The organism is Proteus sp. TSJ240517 (assembly GCF_047921575.1).
Lineage (GTDB): Bacteria > Pseudomonadota > Gammaproteobacteria > Enterobacterales > Enterobacteriaceae > Proteus.
In genome coordinates, this window is sequence record NZ_JBLRMH010000007.1 from 203,573 (window position 1) to 223,584 (window position 20,012).

Consider the following 20,012-nt stretch of genomic DNA (forward strand, 5'->3'; position numbering starts at 1 on the left):
ATTACGACATTTATCTATTGGCATCAGAAAAACATTTAGAAATAAAAATTAACACTGAATTCCAATAAAATTTATTTCTTTAGTTTGAACTTATGATATAAATAACAAATACGCACTTTGAAAAACAATATTTCATATTGCATTGCGATGATATCCATTTCAATAAAGAGCAAAAAGATGAATATGAACACTAACAACCGACTTTTAGGCCTAAACCTACTACTACTTCGTTAGGTGGCCGCGCTTATTCATCTTTTGCAAAAGCCACCAGTAAGGTGGTTTTTTTGTTTGTAACCTACTGGTGGAACTGATTTTTTAGGGGAGTTCTATGATGTTTAGTTTCACCACAAAGGTTATGAATTACAATGTTTTATCTGCAATTCGTTGTTTGCCAGCTACCTCCATCACTAAAATAATTAAATCGGAGGCAAAATGAGCCAGCAATGGACATCACGAGTCGGCCATATCTTAGCAGCCGCAGGCTCTGCAATCGGTATTGGCGCAATCTGGAAGTTTTCTTATGTCGCTGCCAATAATGGTGGTGGTGCATTCTTAATCGTCTTCTTATTATTTAGTTTTATTATCGGGCTTGCGGTATTACTGGCTGAAAATATATTAGGCAGTAGCACACACGCCGAAGCAGTTAATGCATTTAAGAAAATGATGGGGCGCAATTGGGTCATCATTGGCGTTATTGGTGTATTCAGTTCATGGTGTATTTATAGCTTCTATAGTGTTGTCGGTGGTTGGACAATTGGCTATACCGTTATGGCGGCAACAGGTCAGTTGAATATTACAGATAGCGCTGAATTAACGGGTATTTTTACCCGCTTTATTAGTGATCCTTTATGGCCTATTTTGGCTCACCTTGCTTTTGCTGGATTAACCTGTTTTGTGGTTTTAGCAGGTGTACAACGCGGATTAGAAAAAGCCGTTAAAATCATGATGCCAATGTTATTTATCATTATGATTTTATTGATTATTGTTGGTATTAGCTTACCTGGTTCTTCTGAAGGCTTAAAATTATTTTTATACCCTGATTTCAGCAAATTAACCCCTCAAGGCGTATTAGATGCGTTAGGGTTAGCCTTCTTCTCACTGTCTATCGGTTTAGGTATTCACATCACTTACAGTGCTTATTTAGCGGATAATAAAGGTATCGCTAACTCCAGTATGTGGGTGGTTATTCTGTCTTGTATGGTATGTGTACTTGCCGGATTAATGATTTTCCCTGCATTATCTGCCGCAGGCTTAGAGCCTAATGCGGGCCCAGGTTTAACCTTTATGACCATGCCAGTTTACTTTGCTAACTTACCTGGTGGCAATATTTTAGCCGTGACGTTCTTTGTCTTGTTATTAATGGCAGCGTTAACTTCTGCAATTTCATTACTGGAACATATCGTCGCTTACGTACAGATGCGTTTTCAGTGGACACGCCGTCGTGCAGGGTTAGTCGTAACCGCATCGATTATGTTGATGGGTATTCCAGTGTCATTATCTTTTGGACCGATGAGTGACGTGACGCTGGGGGGCAAAACAGTCTTCGATTTGTTGGATTACCTGACTTCTAATATTTTGATGCCACTGTTTGGTATTGCAATGTGTTTAATCTTTGGTTGGTCACGTAGAGCGAATGCCTTTATTCCTGAAAATATCACAGGATTAAAACGTCAAAGCTTATTATTGGTATGGCGTTATATTGGGCCAATTTGTATCGGGATTATTTTAGTACATGGTTTGATTGGTTAGTCATCAGCAAAAAGAGCCACTCAAAATGAGTGGCTCTCGACTTAACTGATAATGATTTATTGATGGATACTTGATAACTTTTACGACTTATTTATAGCTTTGCTTAATTTCTTGAGCCGCCACTAATCCACGTTTTGCTTCTTTTTCAGCAAGTTCAACAGATAAACCGATATAAGAACGAGGATCAAGCATTGCCTTAATTTCATCTGCATTAAATGCCGCTGTAATGGTTTCATTCTTCATCAGATTAGTGTAAAAATCTTCACCATCTGCCGCCGTTTTAATGGCTTCTTCATATAACAATGAATGCGCTTTATCTTTGCCTAATTTTTCTGCCATTTTCATCATAACGTATTCGGTATTATCTAAACCCTTATTTCTCATCACGTTATGTAGCATTCTCTCTTCATGAGGAACGATGGTTCTTGAAAGCTCTTCCGTTCTTAGCAAAATTTCTGTTGTTAATTCTAATGCTTCTTCAATTAAGCCATCGAATAACATATAAGAGCTGCTATCGCCCTCGTATGGTCTTACTGCGGAATACATGCCCACATTCGGTAATGAGTAAAGCTTTTGTGAGTTAGCGATAATTCCTTTGGCTAATTTTGGATTAATTTTATGAGGCATCGTGCTACTACCCACAGTGCCTTTTGTAAATCCTTCAGAAACTTCAGCAATTTCTTCTAACGTGGTGCTATACACTTCTTCACCCATTTTATGGCAGATATTTGCCATCAATGCCAAGTTCATCATGTACTCTAATTTATGCGTACTTAGGTTACGTGATGGGACTTCCATTGCTTGCATACCCACTAATTCAGCAACGCGTTTTTGTACTTTCATCCCCACTTCAGGCATGGAGTTAAAAGCACCTACTGCGCCCCCCATCATGATAGTGAATACACGCTTTTCACACTCTTTCATACGCTGGTAGCAATCAATAAAATCACTGATCCAAACAGACACTTTATAACCATAAGTAATTGGAATAGCATGGCGACCGTGTGTTCTACCTGCCATCACCATATGTTTGGTTCTTTCAGCGAGATTTGATAAGTTTTCGATGATCTCGCTTAACAACAACATAAATTTGTTGTGTACCGTTTTCATCATATACAGCTGTGAACTTTGCTGTATATTTTGAGTGGTAATGCCGTAGTGCACATATTTACCACTCTCTTCAGAGCATGCATTCACCAGTACTTTTAAGAAAGGCACAAAGCCATGACCGATTTTTTGATAAATACGGTTCATCTCTTCGAAATCGATATTCTCAATAATCGCCTTTTCTTTAATTTCATCTGCGGCAGACTGTGGAATAAAACCGTATTCAGCTTGTGCTTGCGCTAACATGGCTTCAAACATCAACCAAGTTGAATATTTCGCTTCATTGGACAGCAGATTTTTTATACCGCGATCGTCGATTGTTTTACTTTTAGAATCGTATAACGCTCTCATCATGTATCCTTTTATTTCTTCATTGCTTCATCAACAGCATTGCGAACAAATTCGACTTTAGGGCCATAAACGACATGGACATGGTTTGCTGCCGGAAAGAAGAATGCTGTACAGCCAGACTCTAACATTAACTCTTTATCTATTTGATTAACTTCATTAATATCGATACGTAATCGTGTAATACAGTTATCAACATTACGAATATTTTGTTTGCCACCTAACGCTTGAATAAGAATTTCTGCAATTTCGCCATAACGTTTTTCTTTGATTAACGTATTTTTCATATTGCTTGATTCTTCTCTACCTGGTGTTTTGATATCAAATTTGACGATAGCCCAGTAGAAAATAAAGTAGGTCACAACAGCCAGTGCGCTACCAATCAACACTAAGAAGATCCAGTTAGTATGTTCGTACAGCAAACCAAAGATGGTGAAATCAAAGACTGTGCCTCGAATATAACCAATCGCAACTCCCGCAAAAGAGAGCAGAACAGCGCCAATACCGACGATAATCGCGTAAATTAAGTAGAGTAACGGCGCGATAAAGACGAAAGTAAATTCAAGTGGCTCAGTAACGTTACCTAACATTGCCGTTAAGACCATCGTCACCAGCATCGATTTAACTTCAGCGCGATTTTCTTTCTTCGAGGTTTTATAAATTGCTAATGCAATCGCAGGGAATAGGAACAACGTAACCAACATTTGTTGTTGAGCCATAAAGCGCGTTAGGCTTGGCATCATTGCCCAATATTCACTACTTGGCCCTTGATTAAACAATACTTCGGTCATTGCTGGCACAACACCCACATAGGTTTGACCTTCAATAACATAAGAGCCACCCGCTTCGGTAAATCTAAACAGAACGTTCCAAACATGGTGTAAACCAAATGGAATAAATAGACGTTCACCACCCGCGGTAAAGAAAGGCCCGACAGGGCTTAAGAAGACAGCCGAGAGCTTAGTTAAGCCCATGACTAATACTTCCCAAATAAATGGCAATAATGCGCCTACGCCTATCATCAATCCGACCATAATAATGGCGACAGATTTTTTCCCTGAGAAGAAAGCAAATGCAGTTGGTAATTCCAGGTTATAGAATTTATCCGTTGCCCATGCGGCGATTAATCCCGTGATAATCCCCCCTGCTGCACTGATATTCATGGTTTGGATACCAAGCACCTTGATTTGCCCCACTTGCGTCATAATCGCAGGATCAGCCAATTTTCCTGTCAATACCAGCCAGATATTGATAGTACTTATCAAGGTTAAATAGCCGACAACAGAGGCAAAGACCGCTATCCCCTTATCTTTGTGGCTCATACCATATGCCACACCCATTGCAAATAAGAGAGGGATATTGTCAAACACAACGCCCGCAATAGAACGGATACTCACTAACAATGCGTTGACGGTTTCATTTCCTAAGAAAGGAAAGCGTGCAATCATATAAGACTGAACTAAAGCACCACTGATCCCCAATATCATACCGATTGGTGCCAATACGCCGATAGGTAGAAGTAGGGTTCTACCAAAGCGCTGAATAGATTCGCTGAACTTTTTCCTGGCCATATTTTTTTCCTTATGACTTCTCGAATATAAAAGAATTACAGAGGTACTCTATCTTAGGGATTATAGGAAATGAATGACGCGCTGGTTTTAAATATTATCTCAGGTCATATTTTATGACTTAGGTCTTTTTGTTAATTATCGATGTAATAAAGAACAATGAATAAATCCTTTTATTCTATTAAATAATATTTATTTTAGGGTTGAGAAGTAAGATTGAAAAGAAAAGCTATTTTAGAATAAATAACGATTAATCTAACAAGATATATTAATATTATTCACGCTTTAATAATTAAAAATAGTATTTAATAAATCATATAAGCTCTATTATCCCTTTTTAAAGTAGATTTTCTAACTCATTAATCAGTAAATCCACCAGCATAAAAAATCCAATTCGTGATTTGGTATCATCTTTTTTAGTATCATGATTATCAGCAAAACAAAATAGAGCATGAGTTGCATAAGTGGTTAATTCATTGGTATTAAATGCTGTCATACTAATGATGTTAGCATCTTTTAGCTGCACGATTTTTGCTGTCTCGATGATTTTCTTAGTGCCACCAGAAAGAGAGATAAAGATAACCGTGTCATCTTCATTAACAAGACGTGTAAACGAATCAGATAAGTTGTAATCATTAATAAAAAAGCAATGCAGACCTAATGCAAACAATAGGTGTTCAAGGTAATACCCTACGGCTTTGCTTGTACCTCTTGCAACAATAAAAATATTCCTAGAATGGCGTAAGGTTTTTGCACACTCCTGAATTTGTTCTTCATTAATTAAGGTAAATGTTTTATGAATATTTTTTTCTAATTGTTTTTTATAAGATGCCGCATTCGTTTTTTCGACTTTATTTTTCGTCAAAATATAATTATTAATTTGGAATTTAAGCTCTTTAAATCCACTAAATCCTAATTTTTGCGATAAATTAATGATAACCGTTTTTGATACAAAGGTTTTGGCGACTAAATCATTAATATTTAAATACGGAATATCCGCAATATTATCGGTGAGATATTTTAATACTTTCTTTTCGCTGATCGTCAAATTGTCATAATTTTTTAAAAAATCCAGCATATCTCACCCAATAAATTAATCTAAAATATCTAATGAAAACAGCAAACATCAAAAAAGCAGTTCGGTTATTTTTTACGAGTTTATGTGAAATAAAGTGCATAACGAGTATACGTTAAATCATACAGTTATGTAGGATCAGAGTGACATTTTGTGAATTAGGATAATATTGAGCCCATTTTTTAATGAGCCCAATACGTATTATTCGTTACCCCAGCGATTAAGAAACATGGCGATATCATCAATGCGTTTTTTATCAATACCCGCTTCTTTTGCCATCTCTTGCTGTGCGTTTTCGCTAATTTCTTCGTTATTCATTAATCGTGTAAGTAGTAACTGGAAGTAGAGAGCCAGCGCATCTGCTTCAGCCTCAGCAACAGGCTCTATCGATTCCATCGCATACTCTTCTACCATGTCATAATATTTAAAATGAATGTCATTGTTCATCGGTTGTCCTCAGGGATTAACGTTTATACTCGTCGTATTCAAATTACTAAGAGTATATCTCTACATTCGCCTGTTAACCTAAAATTCGCTATCATCCATTTCCTTCTTTTTCTGCGGATAAGCTGATGTCTACGATTATCGATACTTTTATTGCCCCACCTTGCCATGATGAAATCGAGATCCTTTATCAAGACGAGCACTTAGTGCTTATCAATAAGCCAACAGGGCTACTCAGTCTGTCAGGAAAGAATCCACAAAACATCGACTCAGTACACTATCGATTAGTGAAGCTATTTCCGGGTTGTACGCTTGTTCATCGACTTGATTTTGGTACATCTGGATTGATGGTTGTGGCACGCAATAAAACAATCAATGCTCTTTTGTGTCAGCAATTTAGCCAGCGCAGTGTAACCAAAGTATACAGCGCGCTACTGTGCGGGCATTTAGATGATAATGAAGGAATAATCGATGCGCCGATTGCAAAAGATACGGCTCTGTTCCCACGTATGTCGATTAGCCCCATTAATGGCAAACCCGCGCGCTCTCGCTACCACGTTATTGAACGTTTTTATCATACGTTAGAAGATGGAACGTTATTGCCTTTAACGCGAGTACAATTTATGCCTGAAACAGGGAGAACTCATCAACTTCGTATTCACAGCCAGTTTATAGGGCATCCTATTTTAGGTTGTGATTTATATGGTGGGTGCGACGGAGATTTAATTAAAGGAATAGAAGGAACTGAACGGACTCCGCGACTTATGCTTCATGCGAGTGAACTTCATTTTGTTCATCCCATTAGCCAAGCACCCATAAAAGCGCGCTGCGAGAGCCCGTTTTAAATATCGATATTTACAGTTTAAGTGCTTTTACTGTTTCATCGATATCAAGTTCATCTTCAGTAAAAACAATTTCTGTTCCATGCATAGTGGTGATCGCAAGCTTTCTCAACGTGCGCATATTATTGGCGTCATCCGCTGATTTTGGTCTGATGCTATTCATTAAAGTACCGACAGAAAGTACGGTGTTTTCTTTATTGATATGCGTATCTGCGGGCACATCTTCACTATAAATTCGAAATGATTTAATGGATGTCAGTTTAACTCGCTCACCTGCAATATAGACATATTTGCTGTCTGGGATCACTTTCACAGCGTAAGCAGATAGACCTTTAGTATTTGTGGTTGGTTCAAACGTGACATTTGCATCTGTTTTTATCAAAGCAGGGTTGGCAACTTTAATCACATGAAAATAACGGTTATCACCGTTTTCATCTTTAATAAATCCAAAACCTTTATCTTCAAACCACTTTGTGATTATTCCGTTCATTGCCATTATCGCCTACTTAATCGTTTATCTACAAAAATTTCCAGATGCAGTATAAAGCACAATGCTTATACAGACTATGTCTTTGAGGTAATAAGCTACTTTGCTTATTACCACATCAAATCATCTGGGATTTTAAAATCAGCATAAGGATCGTCTTCATCTTGTTCTGTTTCGCTAAGTGCGTTATTTAACAAGATACAGTCCACATCTCTTTGTGTAATTTTATCCGCAACACTTGCTGGAATAATCGCATATTCAGTTTTATCTGCACTATCCAGACGAGCAATGGCGAGACGTCCATTAATCAATTGAGATTGTGTCAGTTTATCCACTACGATATTTTTAATCACATTATTGTCAGTGAAGTTAAAATCAATATCGCCTGTTGCTGGCGTAATTCTATTCATCTCAATAAGTTGCTTAACTTGCGCTTTATACTCTTTAGATAAAGTTGCTTGTTTTTGTTGCTCACTAAGCAGTTTATCGCGCTCAAGTTGGGCTTTTTTATTTTCTTCCACGGCTTCTCTTGCTTCTCGTGCCTGAACGCGTGATTTTTTCGCCGTTCTTTGAACTTTCGCCATTTTTTTACTGGTCACAAGCCCTGCTTTTAACATTTGCTCTTGTAAGGTAAGTTTTGCCATTTTTATGCCTAAGTCTGCTCAATAAGTTATGAAATTATACCTGTAATTTCCAAGAGTGCATCAGATTGTGAGTGTGGTAGTTTATTAGAGGAAATAGGCCTTGTGAGATTTGAACCAATGAGTGCATTCAGAGTATATTGGAAAAACTATCGTCAAACTTTCTCTTATAACAGGTAATAACAATGGCTCTGATCCCCAAAAACTATGCACGGTTGGAAAGTGGCTACCGTGAAAAAGCGCTGAAAATCTATCCGTGGGTATGTGGGCGTTGCGCTCGTGAGTTCGTTTATTCCAATCTACGTGAATTAACCGTTCATCATATTGATCACGACCATACCAATAACCCAGAAGATGGCAGTAACTGGGAGTTATTGTGTCTGTTTTGCCATGATCATGAACACTCGAAATATACAGAAGCAGACCAATACGGTACAACCGTTGTCGCGGGTGAAGATGCACAAGACGATGTAGGCGCAGCCACTTATAATCCGTTTGCTGATTTAAAATCGATGCTGAACAAGAAAAAATAATGAATGTGATGTCTGCTTTAATTCGTCCCCCTTTTCATGCTCCTATGCAGAATGGTGTATACTTGCCAACAAGAAATTTGTTCACGGTTAATTAATAATGAAAGAAATCGAAAAAGCAAAAATCAAACTCCTTAGCGACCGTTTAGATCTTATTCGTCACAAAATGGCAAATATCTCGCTGACAGACGAAGCAGAAAAATACGCAGAGTTTGAGAAAGAAAAAGTAGAACTGGAAACTGAAATCGTTCGTTTGAAAGAAGTACGTAGCAATAAACTAAGTAAAGAAGCGCAGAAATTAGAAGATATGCCATTCAAACGCCCCATTACTAAGAAAGAACAAGCTGATATTGGCAAGCTGAAGAAAGCCGTACGAGGCTTGATCATTGTCCATCCAATGACAGCATTAGGCAGAGAAATGGGGCTAGATAGTATGACTGGTTTTTCTAAGACTGATTTCTAGTTAGAAAATTACTCCGGCTAAAACCTGCAAAGATCGACTAATACTGGCTGGTTCTTAATATACTTTTCGTTGTTATGAACCGTCAGTAAATAATTCGCCTTCAATATTTGCTACCTCATCTTCTGCCATAAAACTGATCCTGACAATTTAGTTAATATAAAAAATTAATAGAATGACTACTTTTTTATTTACCTCTTTTTAGCAAATCTTTCAGTGCCGCAATATTCGCTCTTGCCCCTTCGATTTCTTTTAATCGACGACGTTTTTGGGCAACAATATCAAATACTTCTTTGGCTTTTTCATCAGCGACTTTTTTACTTATTTCACCTGCACCTTGTAATACTTCACGGTCGTTGAAACTTAAAAACTGATCCAGCTTAGTATCCCAATCTTGTAAGAAAATTTGCTTACGGCGCAGTGCTTGGTCTTCAGCAAAATCGAGCCACATATTGACGATACGGTTTAATTCTTTAAGTTCATTTTCACGCAGATAGTTCTTCGCAATCGTTACATCCGTTTTACGTACTTCATCAAATTTATAGCTGGTTAATCCCATATCTGGCTGACTCGCATCTGCACGGCTGGCAATAAGCTCTGCGGCAGTCATTCCCGTACAGGCAAAATGCAATTTGTTTTGGATGGTTTGGAAGAATCGATTGGTTTCTTTATTGGAAGGTTCGTAGTCTGCTGCCATAGTGAATATCTCTTTCACCCGTAGATAAACTCGTCGCTCACTGGCACGAATATCACGGATACGTTCGAGTATCTCATCAAAGTAATCTGGCACGACAGACTGACCAATAGGCGGGTTTTTCAGCCGTTCATCATCCATCACAAACCCTTTGATCAGATACTGCTCTAAGGTTTGTGTTGCCCACTGACGAAACTGAGTACCGCGAACTGAACGGACGCGGTAACCAATAGCAAGGATCATTGAAAGGTTGTAATGCAGCGTATTGCGATTAACCTGCCGATTGCCTTCTTGTCGAACTTGTAAGAAAGACTTACAAGTTGAATTTTGTACAAGCTCGCCTTCTTCGTAGACAGCTTTAATATGTTGAGTTATTGCCTGAGGTGTTACCTGATAAAGATTGGCAATTTCAGCCTGAGATAACCACAGAGTATCCGACTCAAAGCGGCATTCGACGTGAGTCTGACCATCTTCACTACGGAACAAAATAAATTCGCCCTGTGGTGCTTCAGGAAGATTTTCGCTCATCAAATTGCCCTCACTCTCTATACATTACGAATAAACTGTGAACAACAATATACCATGTTTAACAAAAAAATAAGGGCATCAGTAAATAGATAACAAACGTACTATTTTGCTGAAAAACAATATGATAAGAGAGTAAAAAAAGGTTTTATTGGAAGATCAGTTAATACAAAGTGGCGATCACAGGAGTCCACATTGACTCTTATTATATGATTTTAAATGAAATATAAAATTTAAAGATAAGACTTACACACATTTCTACTCACAGCTTTCATTTTTAAATGATTTGTTTACAAATTATTGATGATTATTTGTAATCTAAAACCACCAAATATACATATAAAGAATAAAAATATATTTATATAGAACGATCTATATAGTTTCCTATACCTAAACCATCCAACGCTAAATCATTGAAATAAAAATTTATTATCTAAGTAAATCCTATAACACGATGCTATCGACACATCGATAAAAATAACGAGCTAAGCATTGAAAAAATATAACGCAACAGATTGGACAACAGAAAATTCAATTAAAGGAAATATCGCAGGTAAAATAAGGTGTGACAATCCATTTTACGTGAAACCCATTAAAAAATACAAATTAATCATTAATTAATGAGTACACCAGCTTTTATAAAAAAACTAACCAAACACATCCATATACATACCCACAACGATACAAATGAACAATTTTATGTTATTTTTAGCTATAAAAAATACTGATACAAAATCTGACAACTAAAAATTTCCTCAAAATTCGCCCACTCATTGTGGGCTTTTATTAAAGTTAATTTTCAAGTTAATTAACAAAAATTTATTTATCTAATTTATTTTCGAAAATTCTTTTTGTTTCTCGTACAAGTTCTAATATTCTATATAAATTAGATTCTTCCTTTGTGAGGTTTTTAATTTCAGTTGTTTTTGAATTTATAACTCCAGAATACTGCTTACTGCCAAGTAATTTGCTCTCAATATAAGAAACCTCTTGCTCAACTTTATCTAATAAATCAATAATATCTTTGTTGTTTAGCATATTGAGTATCCTCATGTTAAATTATATCTATAAGACCCGACGGTATTATAGCATATATCAACAGCAAATTAATCGTAGGCTCATCAAATGGACTTTTTATACCTAAGGCTTAGTTCAACATAGTGCGCTCTGATAATCATGTCACATCTGAAACAAAGTAAAGTTAATTAACTACTCACACCCGAAATAAAATAAAATCCCACGTAAAATGCACTACACCGCACCCGCCTGCACAATTTGGATCTTAAAATTATTTCAGTTTGAATTTTTTACAAAACATATCGCGAGAGCGCATGGTGACTGGGTTCTTTGCGTCAGAGTCAAACTGAAATGATTGAAAAGGATTTCAGGTTATTTCAGTTTGACGAAAAAAAGAGAGAAGCAAGTAGACTTGTAATGCCATGAAAATAAAAGAGTTTTCATACTTTACGTGAGAATTATTTTTAATGTAAACCCCACATGAAAAACTGAAAAGCCCAATTCATGCGGGTTCACAGAAAATTCAAACTGAAATCGAATGAAAAAATAAATCAAGGGTGAGGCGGTAACAATGGATGCTTTACTTGTTCTGATACGAGAGCCTGAATAATTTTTATTGCATCCTCAGCACTAAATCCAGATAAATTAATCACCATTGAATTTTGATTTACTTCGACAGAAATAGACGGTGTTGTTTTAAATAACATGACTATTTTCTCCTTGTTCAATGGAAGGACGAGATTGCGTTAATTTACTGGGATTCAATGTGTGTGAAAAAGTGACATCTAAAACAAACGTCATGCCACACTCCAAGTCATTACAAGCACAATACAATTCAGGGTCATTGTTTTCGCCTTTCATTTTAATGTAATGGATCTTCGCTTTTGCTGAACATGCAGGACAAAGCACTTTTATTAATTTCACCTTGTTTCTCCTTATCGGGCGTTATGCCCGCCAGAAAAAAGCCAATTAAATACATCTCTTGCTATTTTGAGGTGTAACAGGTGTAACAGGTGTTACACCGTTGAATTATAAGACTTTCCTTTGTTACACTTTTAAAAAACAGAGGTGTAACAGGTGTAACAAATCGGCTGTGTTACACCTTGTTACCCATTTAAAAGCAAAAGGTGTAACAGATAAAAACCTTTAAAATCAATCTTGTAACACCTGTTACACCTGTTACACCAAAAACATAAGACGGTCAGTTTTTCTTACTCTATTTCGGAACAGCCTAAAACGTCGCTATTAAAGACATAAACCCGTTTAACGCCTATTTCTGGCAGGCGAATACTGGTTTGCGTTTTTCCATCCTTACCCGTTTCAAGCCACCCTTTTTCAACACACAAACGCACCACTTTACGGGCATCAAATCCCTTGCAAATTTCTTTCCATGCAGTGGGTAATACATAAAAGGTGATACTGCTTTCACCGTTACCCGTGTCTTTTTCAACACGCCTAAAACCCATCATGCTTGCAGGTCGGCTGTATTCATCGTACCAATCCGCAAAACGGCTAAATTGATGACGAGAAATAAAATCACTGACTTGCTCCAATGCGGTCATATCTTCCTGATTTGCGGTGTGCCCGCGTTCTTTCATCCATGCGGATAAGCATTTCTTCGCCGATATAAACGCTTCGCCTTCTTTCCAGCCTGTAATACCTGCACGCGTGGCCATTTCTCCCGCCATAGCGACTAACGCAAAGCGTGTAATAGCGCGCCCCACTTGATTCCCTGCATTTTCAGGCATCAATTTTGTGGTGTACTCTTTTAATAAGGCTTTAGCGGTATTTGACACATCAGACAAATTGTTAGTGATGTATTTAAGCCAGTCGCGAAAGGGGGTTCCGTGATAACGTGTGACAGCATGTTCAAGGTATTCAGCAATCGCTTTACCACTGGTAAAGTGGTGTAAGTCTTCAAAAACACCGTATTTACCGGAGTCACTCGGAATTTGTATCATCCGCACTTCAACCCCCGCATAAGTGCGTTCGCCTGCGTTTGAAGCGTGTTCAACAAGCGAGAGTTCCCCTGTTGATAGGAATAAGAGATTCCAACGGTTAGTCTCTCGGACACTGCCGTCTGTTTTGGCGCGCGCTTTTCCTTGTCCGTTTGCCAGCATATAAGCAATGTTACCCGCTTCGCGTCCGTCTACTTCCCTGATTTCATCTAACATCAACGTGGCATCATTACGACGGCAAGCCGTTCCTTCAAGGGCATTCCCCGTAGCACGCCATGTATACCAATAATCCGTACCGCCACACACTGACGATGCCACTTTCATTGTGGTTGTTTTACCGTCTGTGGATTCACCTTTTAAGTGATAACCGCCACCGCCTACACCTGCTAACCGTAATAAAGGGGAAGCAAAGGCAAGGCTCACCGAAAAGGCAAGGCGGGCATTACCGACACAATATTTACCAATATGCTCACGCCATTGTTCGCTTGTGCCTGAGACTCTAAAGTCTTTACCCTGAACGCTAGACGTTTGTAAAATTACCGAGTCCGCCCCGTTGCCGACCACTTCATCTTGCAGAACGTATACATTGCCATGCCAACCCGTTTTATTTACACAGGTGACTTTTCTTTCTGGACGACAAAGGGAGATATACTCCATTAAATGGGCGCGTGCCTGTCCTGAGATATTGATATAAGATAATCCATTCACCAAAAGCACACGGCGCAATTCTTCTCCACTTCCGCTTAACATCTCCATGGGCATTGCCCATTTACGGCAATTACCGTAAGTGTCTTCCCATTCCAATAAGCGCCCGTAGTTACTCCCATCTGCATCACACGTAATCGCGGTAACTTTTATTGGACTGCTGATTTTGATGTTTCTGACTTCGATATCACCGTCTGATTTAGTGATTTGTTTATCAAACCACAGATATTCTTGCGTGAGACGAAAACCTTGCGGTAAACGGGTACGGTCTTTGCCGTAATACGTCATTTCCTCAAAGAACGCTTCTTTGAGTTTTTCAAGGCTATTTTCTTGTCGGAAATCATCCCAATCGGCTTTATAGTGCGTTGGCGGTAATGTTACCCATCCATCAACGGCTTTCCCTGCACGTTCTGCCCACATTTTACCCGTGTTATCTTTACCATCCACAAAGTCATTATCCCCTGCGATAATTATCTTCGTTTCAGGGTATTGCGCTCGTAGCTGTTGAGCGACTTTCACTAAGTTAGTCGCGGAAACACTTGCTACAATGAGCGCATCAAGGCATTTTGAGAGACTTAATCCCGTGGCAAAGCCTTCTGTAATAACAATTTGTTCTAAAGGCTTCTTCTCTGGCTGGCGAACGACAATAAAAGAGCCTGAAAGGGTTGAGCCTGACAACAGACTTTTTTCACCGTTTAGGCTAATCAGTTGCCCGCCTTTAATCACTGAATCAGTATCAACCAACGGAAGCAGTAAAGAGCCCACTGGAAAGCTAAACTCACCCTGTGTATACTGTTGGCGAGTTATTAAGCATTGATGGTTGGCTAACCCTTTATTGATTAAATATTGGCTTTCGCCCAAAGAACAAAAGGCTTTTATTTTTTCATAATGTTCAATGCCTTTCTTAGCGCTAACTTTTTTAATCGGGGTTGGCGCTATTTCTTTAAATGCGGGTAATAAAATAATTTTATTCACTTCCTGACACGCTGTTTTCGTCTCTTTCCCTGTTACCAATTTGACTAAATCTAACCCGTCACCGTGCCCACATTGGTTACAAAACCATGTGCCTTTGCCGTTCTTATCATCAAAACGAAATCGGTCTTTACCGCCACATTTAGGACATGCACCGTGTTTATGATTATCAGGTACGGTAATACCGAGATTCGCTAGGATATAGAGCCAGCGCCCTTGTGACGCTTTCACAATGTCGCTGACAGAGGGAGTTTCTACTGAAAAATGAGTCTGAGTCATGACTTGATCTCCTCCGTCATTAAACTGCTTTCTTGAATAATGGATTCCATTTGCTCAGAAAGGCATTCCATCAGTGCGCCCATACCTTCACAAGACACAACTTCGCTTCCTGTCATGCTGTGGCTGACTAAAAGTTCAGAAATAAATGCGGTAACTTGTGCCGTGCGAATGAGTTGCTTTTCACCCGCAGAAGACAGCGTAGTCAATTGAGATAAGCCGTTTTTCATTGTGCATTCCCTCTTGTGTCATGTAAGGGAATTTGTCCTGCAAAATACAAGGCATAATCGGAAGAATATTGTGCGCGGGCCTCTTGCTCGTTAACCGCTGTAATTTCAAGACGACAAGGTTTAGCCTTGCTATCTGTTCGATTAACGCTCAAAAATAAGAATTTGATTTGAATAGAGGTAGGGATAGCCATCATCATGATGATCTCCAGTAACTTAGTTAAGGAGTCACCACCAGAGTTCTCACGCTCTAAAGGGGTGGTGACGCTGACAGGGGTGAGAATACTGGAGTTACTGGAATCCAGCCAACCTTGCGGTTGCCCTATCAACGCCACCATTGAATCAGGACGGTATAATACCGTATTTTTTATCGGTGCGCAGATATGGACACAAAAAAAGACGCTTGGCGCGTCATGTGTCGCCAGTAACTGATTCAGGTTCTCACGCCTGACGTTAGATTTTGCTAACGCGCCAACAATATAGCCCATCCATTTGAAGAGATGCAACACTTTTATGCTCCTTAGAAAATAACCCAAGACGAGTAGAGGGGATATTGCCCAGCCGAAACTGGGCATCGTATTAACCCGCAGAGATAGCGGAAAACCAGAGGTTTTTGGCTTGCTTCAAGTCTTTATCTAAATGAAAAACGGAAGGTGAACTTAAACTCAACTTACGTTTTCTTCGGGAAAAATGTGCCCGATTGATACTAAATTGAAGCCTATCCGTTCCTACACTGGCGGGGCTATCAGTGACGGCAAGTCCACCTAAATAAAAAATCCCTCTGCCTTGAAAATCGTCTTCTACTTCGATTGAACAAAATAGCTTTTGTCCTTTTTCGTTGTAATTCAGTAGTTTTCCATTTGGTCTTAAACGAACATAGAGTTTTGTTTCACCGTCAACGATATCCACTTTGGCATCGAGCACTTCGCCTAGATTATCCAGATTACGGTTATGCTCTTCCCAAATTAACGCGGTGTAATAACTGGGATCGTAATACTCGGCAATATCAGTTAGCCATTCCGCCTCAATTTCACGGTCATCCATACTCGTGAGTCCCGCTGTTGCGACACAAATCCAACCTGTTGTTAATTGTGATGTGCTTTTATCACTCATAAGGAATAGACTCCTTCCTCAATCTCAATGGCACTTTCATCAATCGAAGCATACAAATTGATATCACCTAAGCCATAACCCTCGTTACGTAAATAGCTATGCTCATAGGCTGAACGGTCATCAACAAACTCAGCTCTAAAGCGACGGCTTCCTGTTTGTGTGTAGATATGCAAATTATCAAGACGAGTAACAACAATGCGTCGCCCAGGCATAAAGGGGGGAACAATAGCAAGACGACCTGCAACGGTACTGAGCATTTTTTGACTGGCATTTAAATCGGATGGGCTGTTAGCACCATTAAATAAGGATGTGCGATACATGCCTGCTAATTCAGCGCCCACAAGTACCACTAAGCGAGGGTCTTCGCGGTATTCTTCGGGAATTTTTTGCATAATGAGGTAATTCACCAACGCATCTAAATTAGGAAATTTTCCATCCTTACCTAAGGTAATTTTATCAGTAATAATTTGAGCACCATCATTCGTGGTTTTGGCGATTTCATGCCAACCGATATTGACATCTTGCCCTTTAGGGAATTTTTGCGGATTGGTCGGATAGTTACAAAAGTGACCATTAAAGCCAATACGTAACATATCTAAAGCAACCGCTTTTGACATATAATCGGACATGGATTTATTGATATGGTCATCATCTCCACTGCCACTATTGCAAATTAAAGATAATTGTTGATACGTGAGCGAACAGCAGGTATCCACTTCTTCTAACGCAAAAGGTGTTCCCGCAAAGGCGACATTTTTATAGAAACGGCTTTCAACTTCTCGCCCCGTATGCAGTGAATTATCCCCTAAATTAACGGTATCCCCTTTAGCTTCATCAACATCAGCAAGCGTTAATTGATTAATTAACCAATTGGAATCCATTAACGCCACACGAATTAAATTCGTTGACGGTTCTGATAATGAAAAATAACGACGTGATGAAGATAAATACTTTACGCCACGGGTAAAATTCTCGTGAAAAACCCTTGCGCCTTGAGGTACAATATAAGACATAATTAATTTCCTTATTATTAAATAAATGATTTAGTCATTAAGTATTTTTTATCGTGAACTTCTTTCTCTTGAGTTAGAATATAATTCACATAATCATCTGCACTCAAAATAGTTTTTATAATCCAATCCGTCTGACTGTAATAATATTGATATAACTCAACGCCTCGTTGGTTCTCCCACATTCGCAGTTTGTATCTATCATTAGAGGGTGTGCAGGAATTAAGAATGCGTAAGATATTTTCATTCAGTTTTTCAAAAGATGATTCAATATATTGATACGCATCTTTATATTTCATCGGTTTTCCATAATATACATTTATACGAAATTTATTCCCTTTATATATTTCATCAGGAATGATATTCATCTGTTTTTTGTTAATGTTTTTTATATTTTCTTGTGGAAGAGATTGAATGATTATTCTCAACAATCCAAAAATGCCATTAAAATCATTTAATTGCTCTTTCGCAACAAGTAAATTACTTTCATGCTGACTTACTCTAGCAGAAAGACTTTCTTTCCAAGCCTTTACTGATGGGGCGCTATCAGGTTTTTTAAGTCCACCTTCTTCGGCTTTTTCTTTTATATTTTTAGCTAAATCATAATTCTTTGATAATTCAGTAACGATTTCTTCATTCCGCTTTGAAATAGCGTCCCCTCGTTCAATTAATGCAATAACTTCATCTATTGAGGGTTCGATATTATCTAACGTTAACCCTGTAAGCTTTTGCAATTGTATTAATTGATTTTTAATTTGAGTAAACTTAAATAGTTCAATAACACGAATAATAAAACCATTGTCCTCATGTTTTTCATTAAATGGAATGGCTTTGTAATTTGCAATGGCGTGTAAGCTTTCATCTTTATAAAAAGAAATATTATCCATAATATTTACCTAACATAATTTAATTAATAATAGAATTAATTGAAAAATAATTAATTCATTCTCGAATCAGCAATTTTATTGGCTACCCATGTATCTATTTCTGATTCAATAAAAGCAACCGCACGAATACCTGTTTTTACCTGCTTTGGAAATTGACCACGTTTAATTAATCGGTATATCCACGCCTTGCCGTAACCAGTACGACGTTGAACTTCTGGTAATCGAATGAGGGTTTCTTTTTGTGTTTGGTGAGTAGACACATTTCCTCCTGTTATTCATTCCTTAATACGCCTTAGTAGACGTTCGTAGATGACAGGAGCAATGTACCGATATTTGATAGGCTATATTGTAATATTACAAAAATAGTTCGTAATATTACGAAATAATATCTTTTATCCAGCCAGAAACAGTATTCCCACTCGGCAAAGATAATCCTTCTTTCTCAAAAGCGAGACGTATCACGCCTGCTTTCCCTTCAATATGTCTTCTAGGATTTTCTGCAACATCAATACCGTATTGAGTACGGATTAATCCATAAATAAACTCAGATTGAGCATTTGCTGTTTTAGATGATATTTTCTTCTCTGGCTGGCACCATGAATGAATAAAATCATTAATATCTTCTCTTTTTAATGCTAAATAAGCATTAGGAGGTAATGAAATGCAGGGCATCAGTGATTCATAAGCGCTATTTGCTTCTAATTTATCCCTAATCTCTTTCAATTTAGCAATATGACCATTCAAAAAACCATTATCCGTGATATTTTGCGCTTTAGTCAGTTGGACGAGTTCCATCAATTCTCGCTGAACATCAAAAGGCGTGACGATTTGATAGTATTTATCTAAATCACTCACAATGATCCCTTTTACATCGTAAAGAGAACGACAAGGGGATGATAACTGCTCTTCTTCGCTATATATTCTCTCTGCTTCATGAAGCGTAATACCTACGGGTAATACTGACCATACATCTTTTATACGGATAATATTTTGATTAATAGGTGTGGCGTGTGTGACCAGCGTTTCCGCAATAATGGTTTCTTCACTCAACAAATGGCGATTGCAGGATAATGCCGTTTCTATTTCGGCTAATAAATAGGAAAGAGGTTTTTCTTCCAGTTTGACTTCTCTGGCAAAAACAGGTGTACGGAAGAAAATAGAGGGCTTTATATCCTTATCTGCAATTAACCTTGCCACATCAGATAAGCGGATTGACGCATCCACTTTTTTTTGAAGTAATCGAACAGTTTCCTTTAAATTTAGCCACTTCCTATTTTCTAAAATATCTAAACTCATACCCTTGAGTATCCTCCAGTCCATTGACGTCTACAAAAGCTATTTTAAAATAACTAAGTCAAATAAACAAATAGAAGATAA

General features: G+C 38.1%; 22 protein-coding genes. 4 read left to right on the forward strand and 18 right to left on the reverse strand.

Going from position 1 to position 20,012, the window contains the following annotated elements; translation table 11 throughout:
- The first annotated feature begins 432 nt into the window (after window positions 1-432).
- Window positions 433-1,749, forward strand: coding sequence for a sodium-dependent transporter (locus ACNARN_RS13240; protein WP_198620140.1), 1,317 nt, complete (start codon window positions 433-435; stop codon window positions 1,747-1,749).
- A gap of 87 nt (window positions 1,750-1,836) precedes the next feature.
- Here the strand turns inward: ACNARN_RS13240 and ACNARN_RS13245 are convergent, their stop codons facing one another.
- The 4 genes from ACNARN_RS13245 to ACNARN_RS13260 all read right to left on the reverse strand — a co-directional run bounded on the left by ACNARN_RS13245 (window position 1,837) and on the right by ACNARN_RS13260 (window position 6,294).
- Complete coding sequence (locus tag ACNARN_RS13245; RefSeq protein ID WP_198620141.1) at window positions 1,837-3,207, reverse strand: class-II fumarase/aspartase family protein; 1,371 nt, start codon at window positions 3,205-3,207, stop codon at window positions 1,837-1,839.
- 11 nt (window positions 3,208-3,218) lie between these two features.
- Complete coding sequence (locus ACNARN_RS13250) at window positions 3,219-4,775, reverse strand: PTS transporter subunit EIIC (protein ID WP_109374183.1); 1,557 nt, start codon at window positions 4,773-4,775, stop codon at window positions 3,219-3,221.
- Window positions 4,776-5,109: 334 nt separating this feature from the next.
- A complete protein-coding gene (locus tag ACNARN_RS13255; RefSeq protein WP_109374182.1) occupies window positions 5,110-5,850 on the reverse strand; it encodes a MurR/RpiR family transcriptional regulator in 741 nt (246 codons plus the stop codon).
- Window positions 5,851-6,048: 198 nt separating this feature from the next.
- Window positions 6,049-6,294 carry a DUF2543 family protein gene (locus tag ACNARN_RS13260; protein ID WP_198620143.1) on the reverse strand — a complete coding sequence of 82 codons (246 nt, stop codon included), beginning with the start codon at window positions 6,292-6,294 and terminating at the stop codon, window positions 6,049-6,051.
- A 125-nt stretch (window positions 6,295-6,419) separates the two neighbouring features.
- Here ACNARN_RS13260 and ACNARN_RS13265 point away from each other — a divergent pair, with 125 nt between their 5' ends.
- Entirely contained in the window at window positions 6,420-7,136 is a 717-nt protein-coding gene (locus tag ACNARN_RS13265) for an RluA family pseudouridine synthase (protein ID WP_416304553.1), read from the forward strand.
- 10 nt (window positions 7,137-7,146) lie between these two features.
- Here the strand turns inward: ACNARN_RS13265 and ACNARN_RS13270 are convergent, their stop codons facing one another.
- Together ACNARN_RS13270 and ACNARN_RS13275 are read right to left on the reverse strand one after the other, a co-directional pair.
- Window positions 7,147-7,629: a cold-shock protein gene (locus ACNARN_RS13270; RefSeq protein WP_109374180.1), complete on the reverse strand. Its 483-nt coding sequence runs from the start codon at window positions 7,627-7,629 to the stop codon at window positions 7,147-7,149.
- A gap of 101 nt (window positions 7,630-7,730) precedes the next feature.
- Window positions 7,731-8,264 carry a DUF2058 domain-containing protein gene (locus ACNARN_RS13275; RefSeq protein ID WP_198626260.1) on the reverse strand — a complete coding sequence of 178 codons (534 nt, stop codon included), beginning with the start codon at window positions 8,262-8,264 and terminating at the stop codon, window positions 7,731-7,733.
- A gap of 182 nt (window positions 8,265-8,446) precedes the next feature.
- Here ACNARN_RS13275 and yajD point away from each other — a divergent pair, with 182 nt between their 5' ends.
- Entirely contained in the window at window positions 8,447-8,794 is a 348-nt protein-coding gene (yajD, locus tag ACNARN_RS13280) for an HNH nuclease YajD (RefSeq protein ID WP_006534437.1), read from the forward strand.
- 97 nt (window positions 8,795-8,891) lie between these two features.
- Entirely contained in the window at window positions 8,892-9,254 is a 363-nt protein-coding gene (locus tag ACNARN_RS13285; RefSeq protein ID WP_198620146.1) for a YibL family ribosome-associated protein, read from the forward strand.
- Window positions 9,255-9,438: 184 nt separating this feature from the next.
- On the opposite strand, the gene ACNARN_RS13290 is transcribed toward ACNARN_RS13285, so the two are convergent.
- The 12 genes from ACNARN_RS13290 to ACNARN_RS13345 form a co-directional block, all read right to left on the reverse strand.
- Window positions 9,439-10,473, reverse strand: coding sequence for a virulence RhuM family protein (locus tag ACNARN_RS13290; protein ID WP_416304554.1), 1,035 nt, complete (start codon window positions 10,471-10,473; stop codon window positions 9,439-9,441).
- A gap of 816 nt (window positions 10,474-11,289) precedes the next feature.
- The gene (locus ACNARN_RS13295) at window positions 11,290-11,508 is read right to left on the reverse strand and encodes a hypothetical protein (RefSeq protein WP_135092165.1); all 219 of its coding nucleotides are present in this window, start codon (window positions 11,506-11,508) and stop codon (window positions 11,290-11,292) included.
- Between the two features lie 530 nt (window positions 11,509-12,038).
- A complete protein-coding gene (locus ACNARN_RS13300) occupies window positions 12,039-12,194 on the reverse strand; it encodes a hypothetical protein (RefSeq protein WP_167755263.1) in 156 nt (51 codons plus the stop codon).
- Window positions 12,184-12,411 (reverse strand): ogr/Delta-like zinc finger family protein, encoded by a 228-nt coding sequence (locus tag ACNARN_RS13305; RefSeq protein ID WP_062814241.1) that lies wholly within the window; start codon window positions 12,409-12,411, stop codon window positions 12,184-12,186. Before ACNARN_RS13305 ends, ACNARN_RS13300 begins: the two co-directional genes overlap by 11 nt.
- A gap of 287 nt (window positions 12,412-12,698) precedes the next feature.
- The gene (locus tag ACNARN_RS13310; protein WP_416304555.1) at window positions 12,699-15,401 is read right to left on the reverse strand and encodes a DUF927 domain-containing protein; all 2,703 of its coding nucleotides are present in this window, start codon (window positions 15,399-15,401) and stop codon (window positions 12,699-12,701) included.
- Window positions 15,398-15,628 carry a hypothetical protein gene (locus ACNARN_RS13315; RefSeq protein ID WP_135092161.1) on the reverse strand — a complete coding sequence of 77 codons (231 nt, stop codon included), beginning with the start codon at window positions 15,626-15,628 and terminating at the stop codon, window positions 15,398-15,400. Before ACNARN_RS13315 ends, ACNARN_RS13310 begins: the two co-directional genes overlap by 4 nt.
- Window positions 15,625-16,134: a host cell division inhibitor Icd-like protein gene (locus tag ACNARN_RS13320; RefSeq protein WP_223672666.1), complete on the reverse strand. Its 510-nt coding sequence runs from the start codon at window positions 16,132-16,134 to the stop codon at window positions 15,625-15,627. The genes ACNARN_RS13315 and ACNARN_RS13320 overlap by 4 nt, the downstream gene beginning before the upstream one ends.
- 70 nt (window positions 16,135-16,204) lie before the next feature.
- On the reverse strand, window positions 16,205-16,738 hold the full coding sequence (locus ACNARN_RS13325; RefSeq protein ID WP_109849708.1) for a GPO family capsid scaffolding protein: 534 nt from the start codon (window positions 16,736-16,738) through the stop codon (window positions 16,205-16,207).
- A complete protein-coding gene (locus ACNARN_RS13330; RefSeq protein WP_072068656.1) occupies window positions 16,735-17,751 on the reverse strand; it encodes a P2 family phage major capsid protein in 1,017 nt (338 codons plus the stop codon). The genes ACNARN_RS13325 and ACNARN_RS13330 overlap by 4 nt, the downstream gene beginning before the upstream one ends.
- 17 nt (window positions 17,752-17,768) lie before the next feature.
- On the reverse strand, window positions 17,769-18,635 hold the full coding sequence (locus tag ACNARN_RS13335) for a hypothetical protein (protein WP_223672668.1): 867 nt from the start codon (window positions 18,633-18,635) through the stop codon (window positions 17,769-17,771).
- A gap of 50 nt (window positions 18,636-18,685) precedes the next feature.
- Complete coding sequence (locus ACNARN_RS13340; protein WP_135092153.1) at window positions 18,686-18,895, reverse strand: helix-turn-helix transcriptional regulator; 210 nt, start codon at window positions 18,893-18,895, stop codon at window positions 18,686-18,688.
- Window positions 18,896-19,010: 115 nt separating this feature from the next.
- Window positions 19,011-19,931 (reverse strand): hypothetical protein, encoded by a 921-nt coding sequence (locus ACNARN_RS13345; RefSeq protein WP_198629954.1) that lies wholly within the window; start codon window positions 19,929-19,931, stop codon window positions 19,011-19,013.
- Window positions 19,932-20,012: the final 81 nt, after the last annotated feature.

What these genes read in the sequence shown, in the direction of transcription:
- ACNARN_RS13240 (WP_198620140.1), top strand. Translation starts at nt 433, where the DNA reads ATGAGCCAGCAATGGACATCACGAGTCGGCCATATCTTAGCAGCCGCA.
- ACNARN_RS13245 (WP_198620141.1), bottom strand. Translation starts at nt 3,207, where the DNA reads ATGAGAGCGTTATACGATTCTAAAAGTAAAACAATCGACGATCGCGGT.
- ACNARN_RS13250 (WP_109374183.1), bottom strand. Translation starts at nt 4,775, where the DNA reads ATGGCCAGGAAAAAGTTCAGCGAATCTATTCAGCGCTTTGGTAGAACC.
- ACNARN_RS13255 (WP_109374182.1), bottom strand. Translation starts at nt 5,850, where the DNA reads ATGCTGGATTTTTTAAAAAATTATGACAATTTGACGATCAGCGAAAAG.
- ACNARN_RS13260 (WP_198620143.1), bottom strand. Translation starts at nt 6,294, where the DNA reads ATGAACAATGACATTCATTTTAAATATTATGACATGGTAGAAGAGTAT.
- ACNARN_RS13265 (WP_416304553.1), top strand. Translation starts at nt 6,420, where the DNA reads ATGTCTACGATTATCGATACTTTTATTGCCCCACCTTGCCATGATGAA.
- ACNARN_RS13270 (WP_109374180.1), bottom strand. Translation starts at nt 7,629, where the DNA reads ATGGCAATGAACGGAATAATCACAAAGTGGTTTGAAGATAAAGGTTTT.
- ACNARN_RS13275 (WP_198626260.1), bottom strand. Translation starts at nt 8,264, where the DNA reads ATGGCAAAACTTACCTTACAAGAGCAAATGTTAAAAGCAGGGCTTGTG.
- yajD (WP_006534437.1), top strand. Translation starts at nt 8,447, where the DNA reads ATGGCTCTGATCCCCAAAAACTATGCACGGTTGGAAAGTGGCTACCGT.
- ACNARN_RS13285 (WP_198620146.1), top strand. Translation starts at nt 8,892, where the DNA reads ATGAAAGAAATCGAAAAAGCAAAAATCAAACTCCTTAGCGACCGTTTA.
- ACNARN_RS13290 (WP_416304554.1), bottom strand. Translation starts at nt 10,473, where the DNA reads ATGAGCGAAAATCTTCCTGAAGCACCACAGGGCGAATTTATTTTGTTC.
- ACNARN_RS13295 (WP_135092165.1), bottom strand. Translation starts at nt 11,508, where the DNA reads ATGCTAAACAACAAAGATATTATTGATTTATTAGATAAAGTTGAGCAA.
- ACNARN_RS13300 (WP_167755263.1), bottom strand. Translation starts at nt 12,194, where the DNA reads ATGTTATTTAAAACAACACCGTCTATTTCTGTCGAAGTAAATCAAAAT.
- ACNARN_RS13310 (WP_416304555.1), bottom strand. Translation starts at nt 15,401, where the DNA reads ATGACTCAGACTCATTTTTCAGTAGAAACTCCCTCTGTCAGCGACATT.
- ACNARN_RS13315 (WP_135092161.1), bottom strand. Translation starts at nt 15,628, where the DNA reads ATGAAAAACGGCTTATCTCAATTGACTACGCTGTCTTCTGCGGGTGAA.
- ACNARN_RS13325 (WP_109849708.1), bottom strand. Translation starts at nt 16,738, where the DNA reads ATGAGTGATAAAAGCACATCACAATTAACAACAGGTTGGATTTGTGTC.
- ACNARN_RS13330 (WP_072068656.1), bottom strand. Translation starts at nt 17,751, where the DNA reads ATGTCTTATATTGTACCTCAAGGCGCAAGGGTTTTTCACGAGAATTTT.
- ACNARN_RS13335 (WP_223672668.1), bottom strand. Translation starts at nt 18,635, where the DNA reads ATGGATAATATTTCTTTTTATAAAGATGAAAGCTTACACGCCATTGCA.
- ACNARN_RS13345 (WP_198629954.1), bottom strand. Translation starts at nt 19,931, where the DNA reads ATGAGTTTAGATATTTTAGAAAATAGGAAGTGGCTAAATTTAAAGGAA.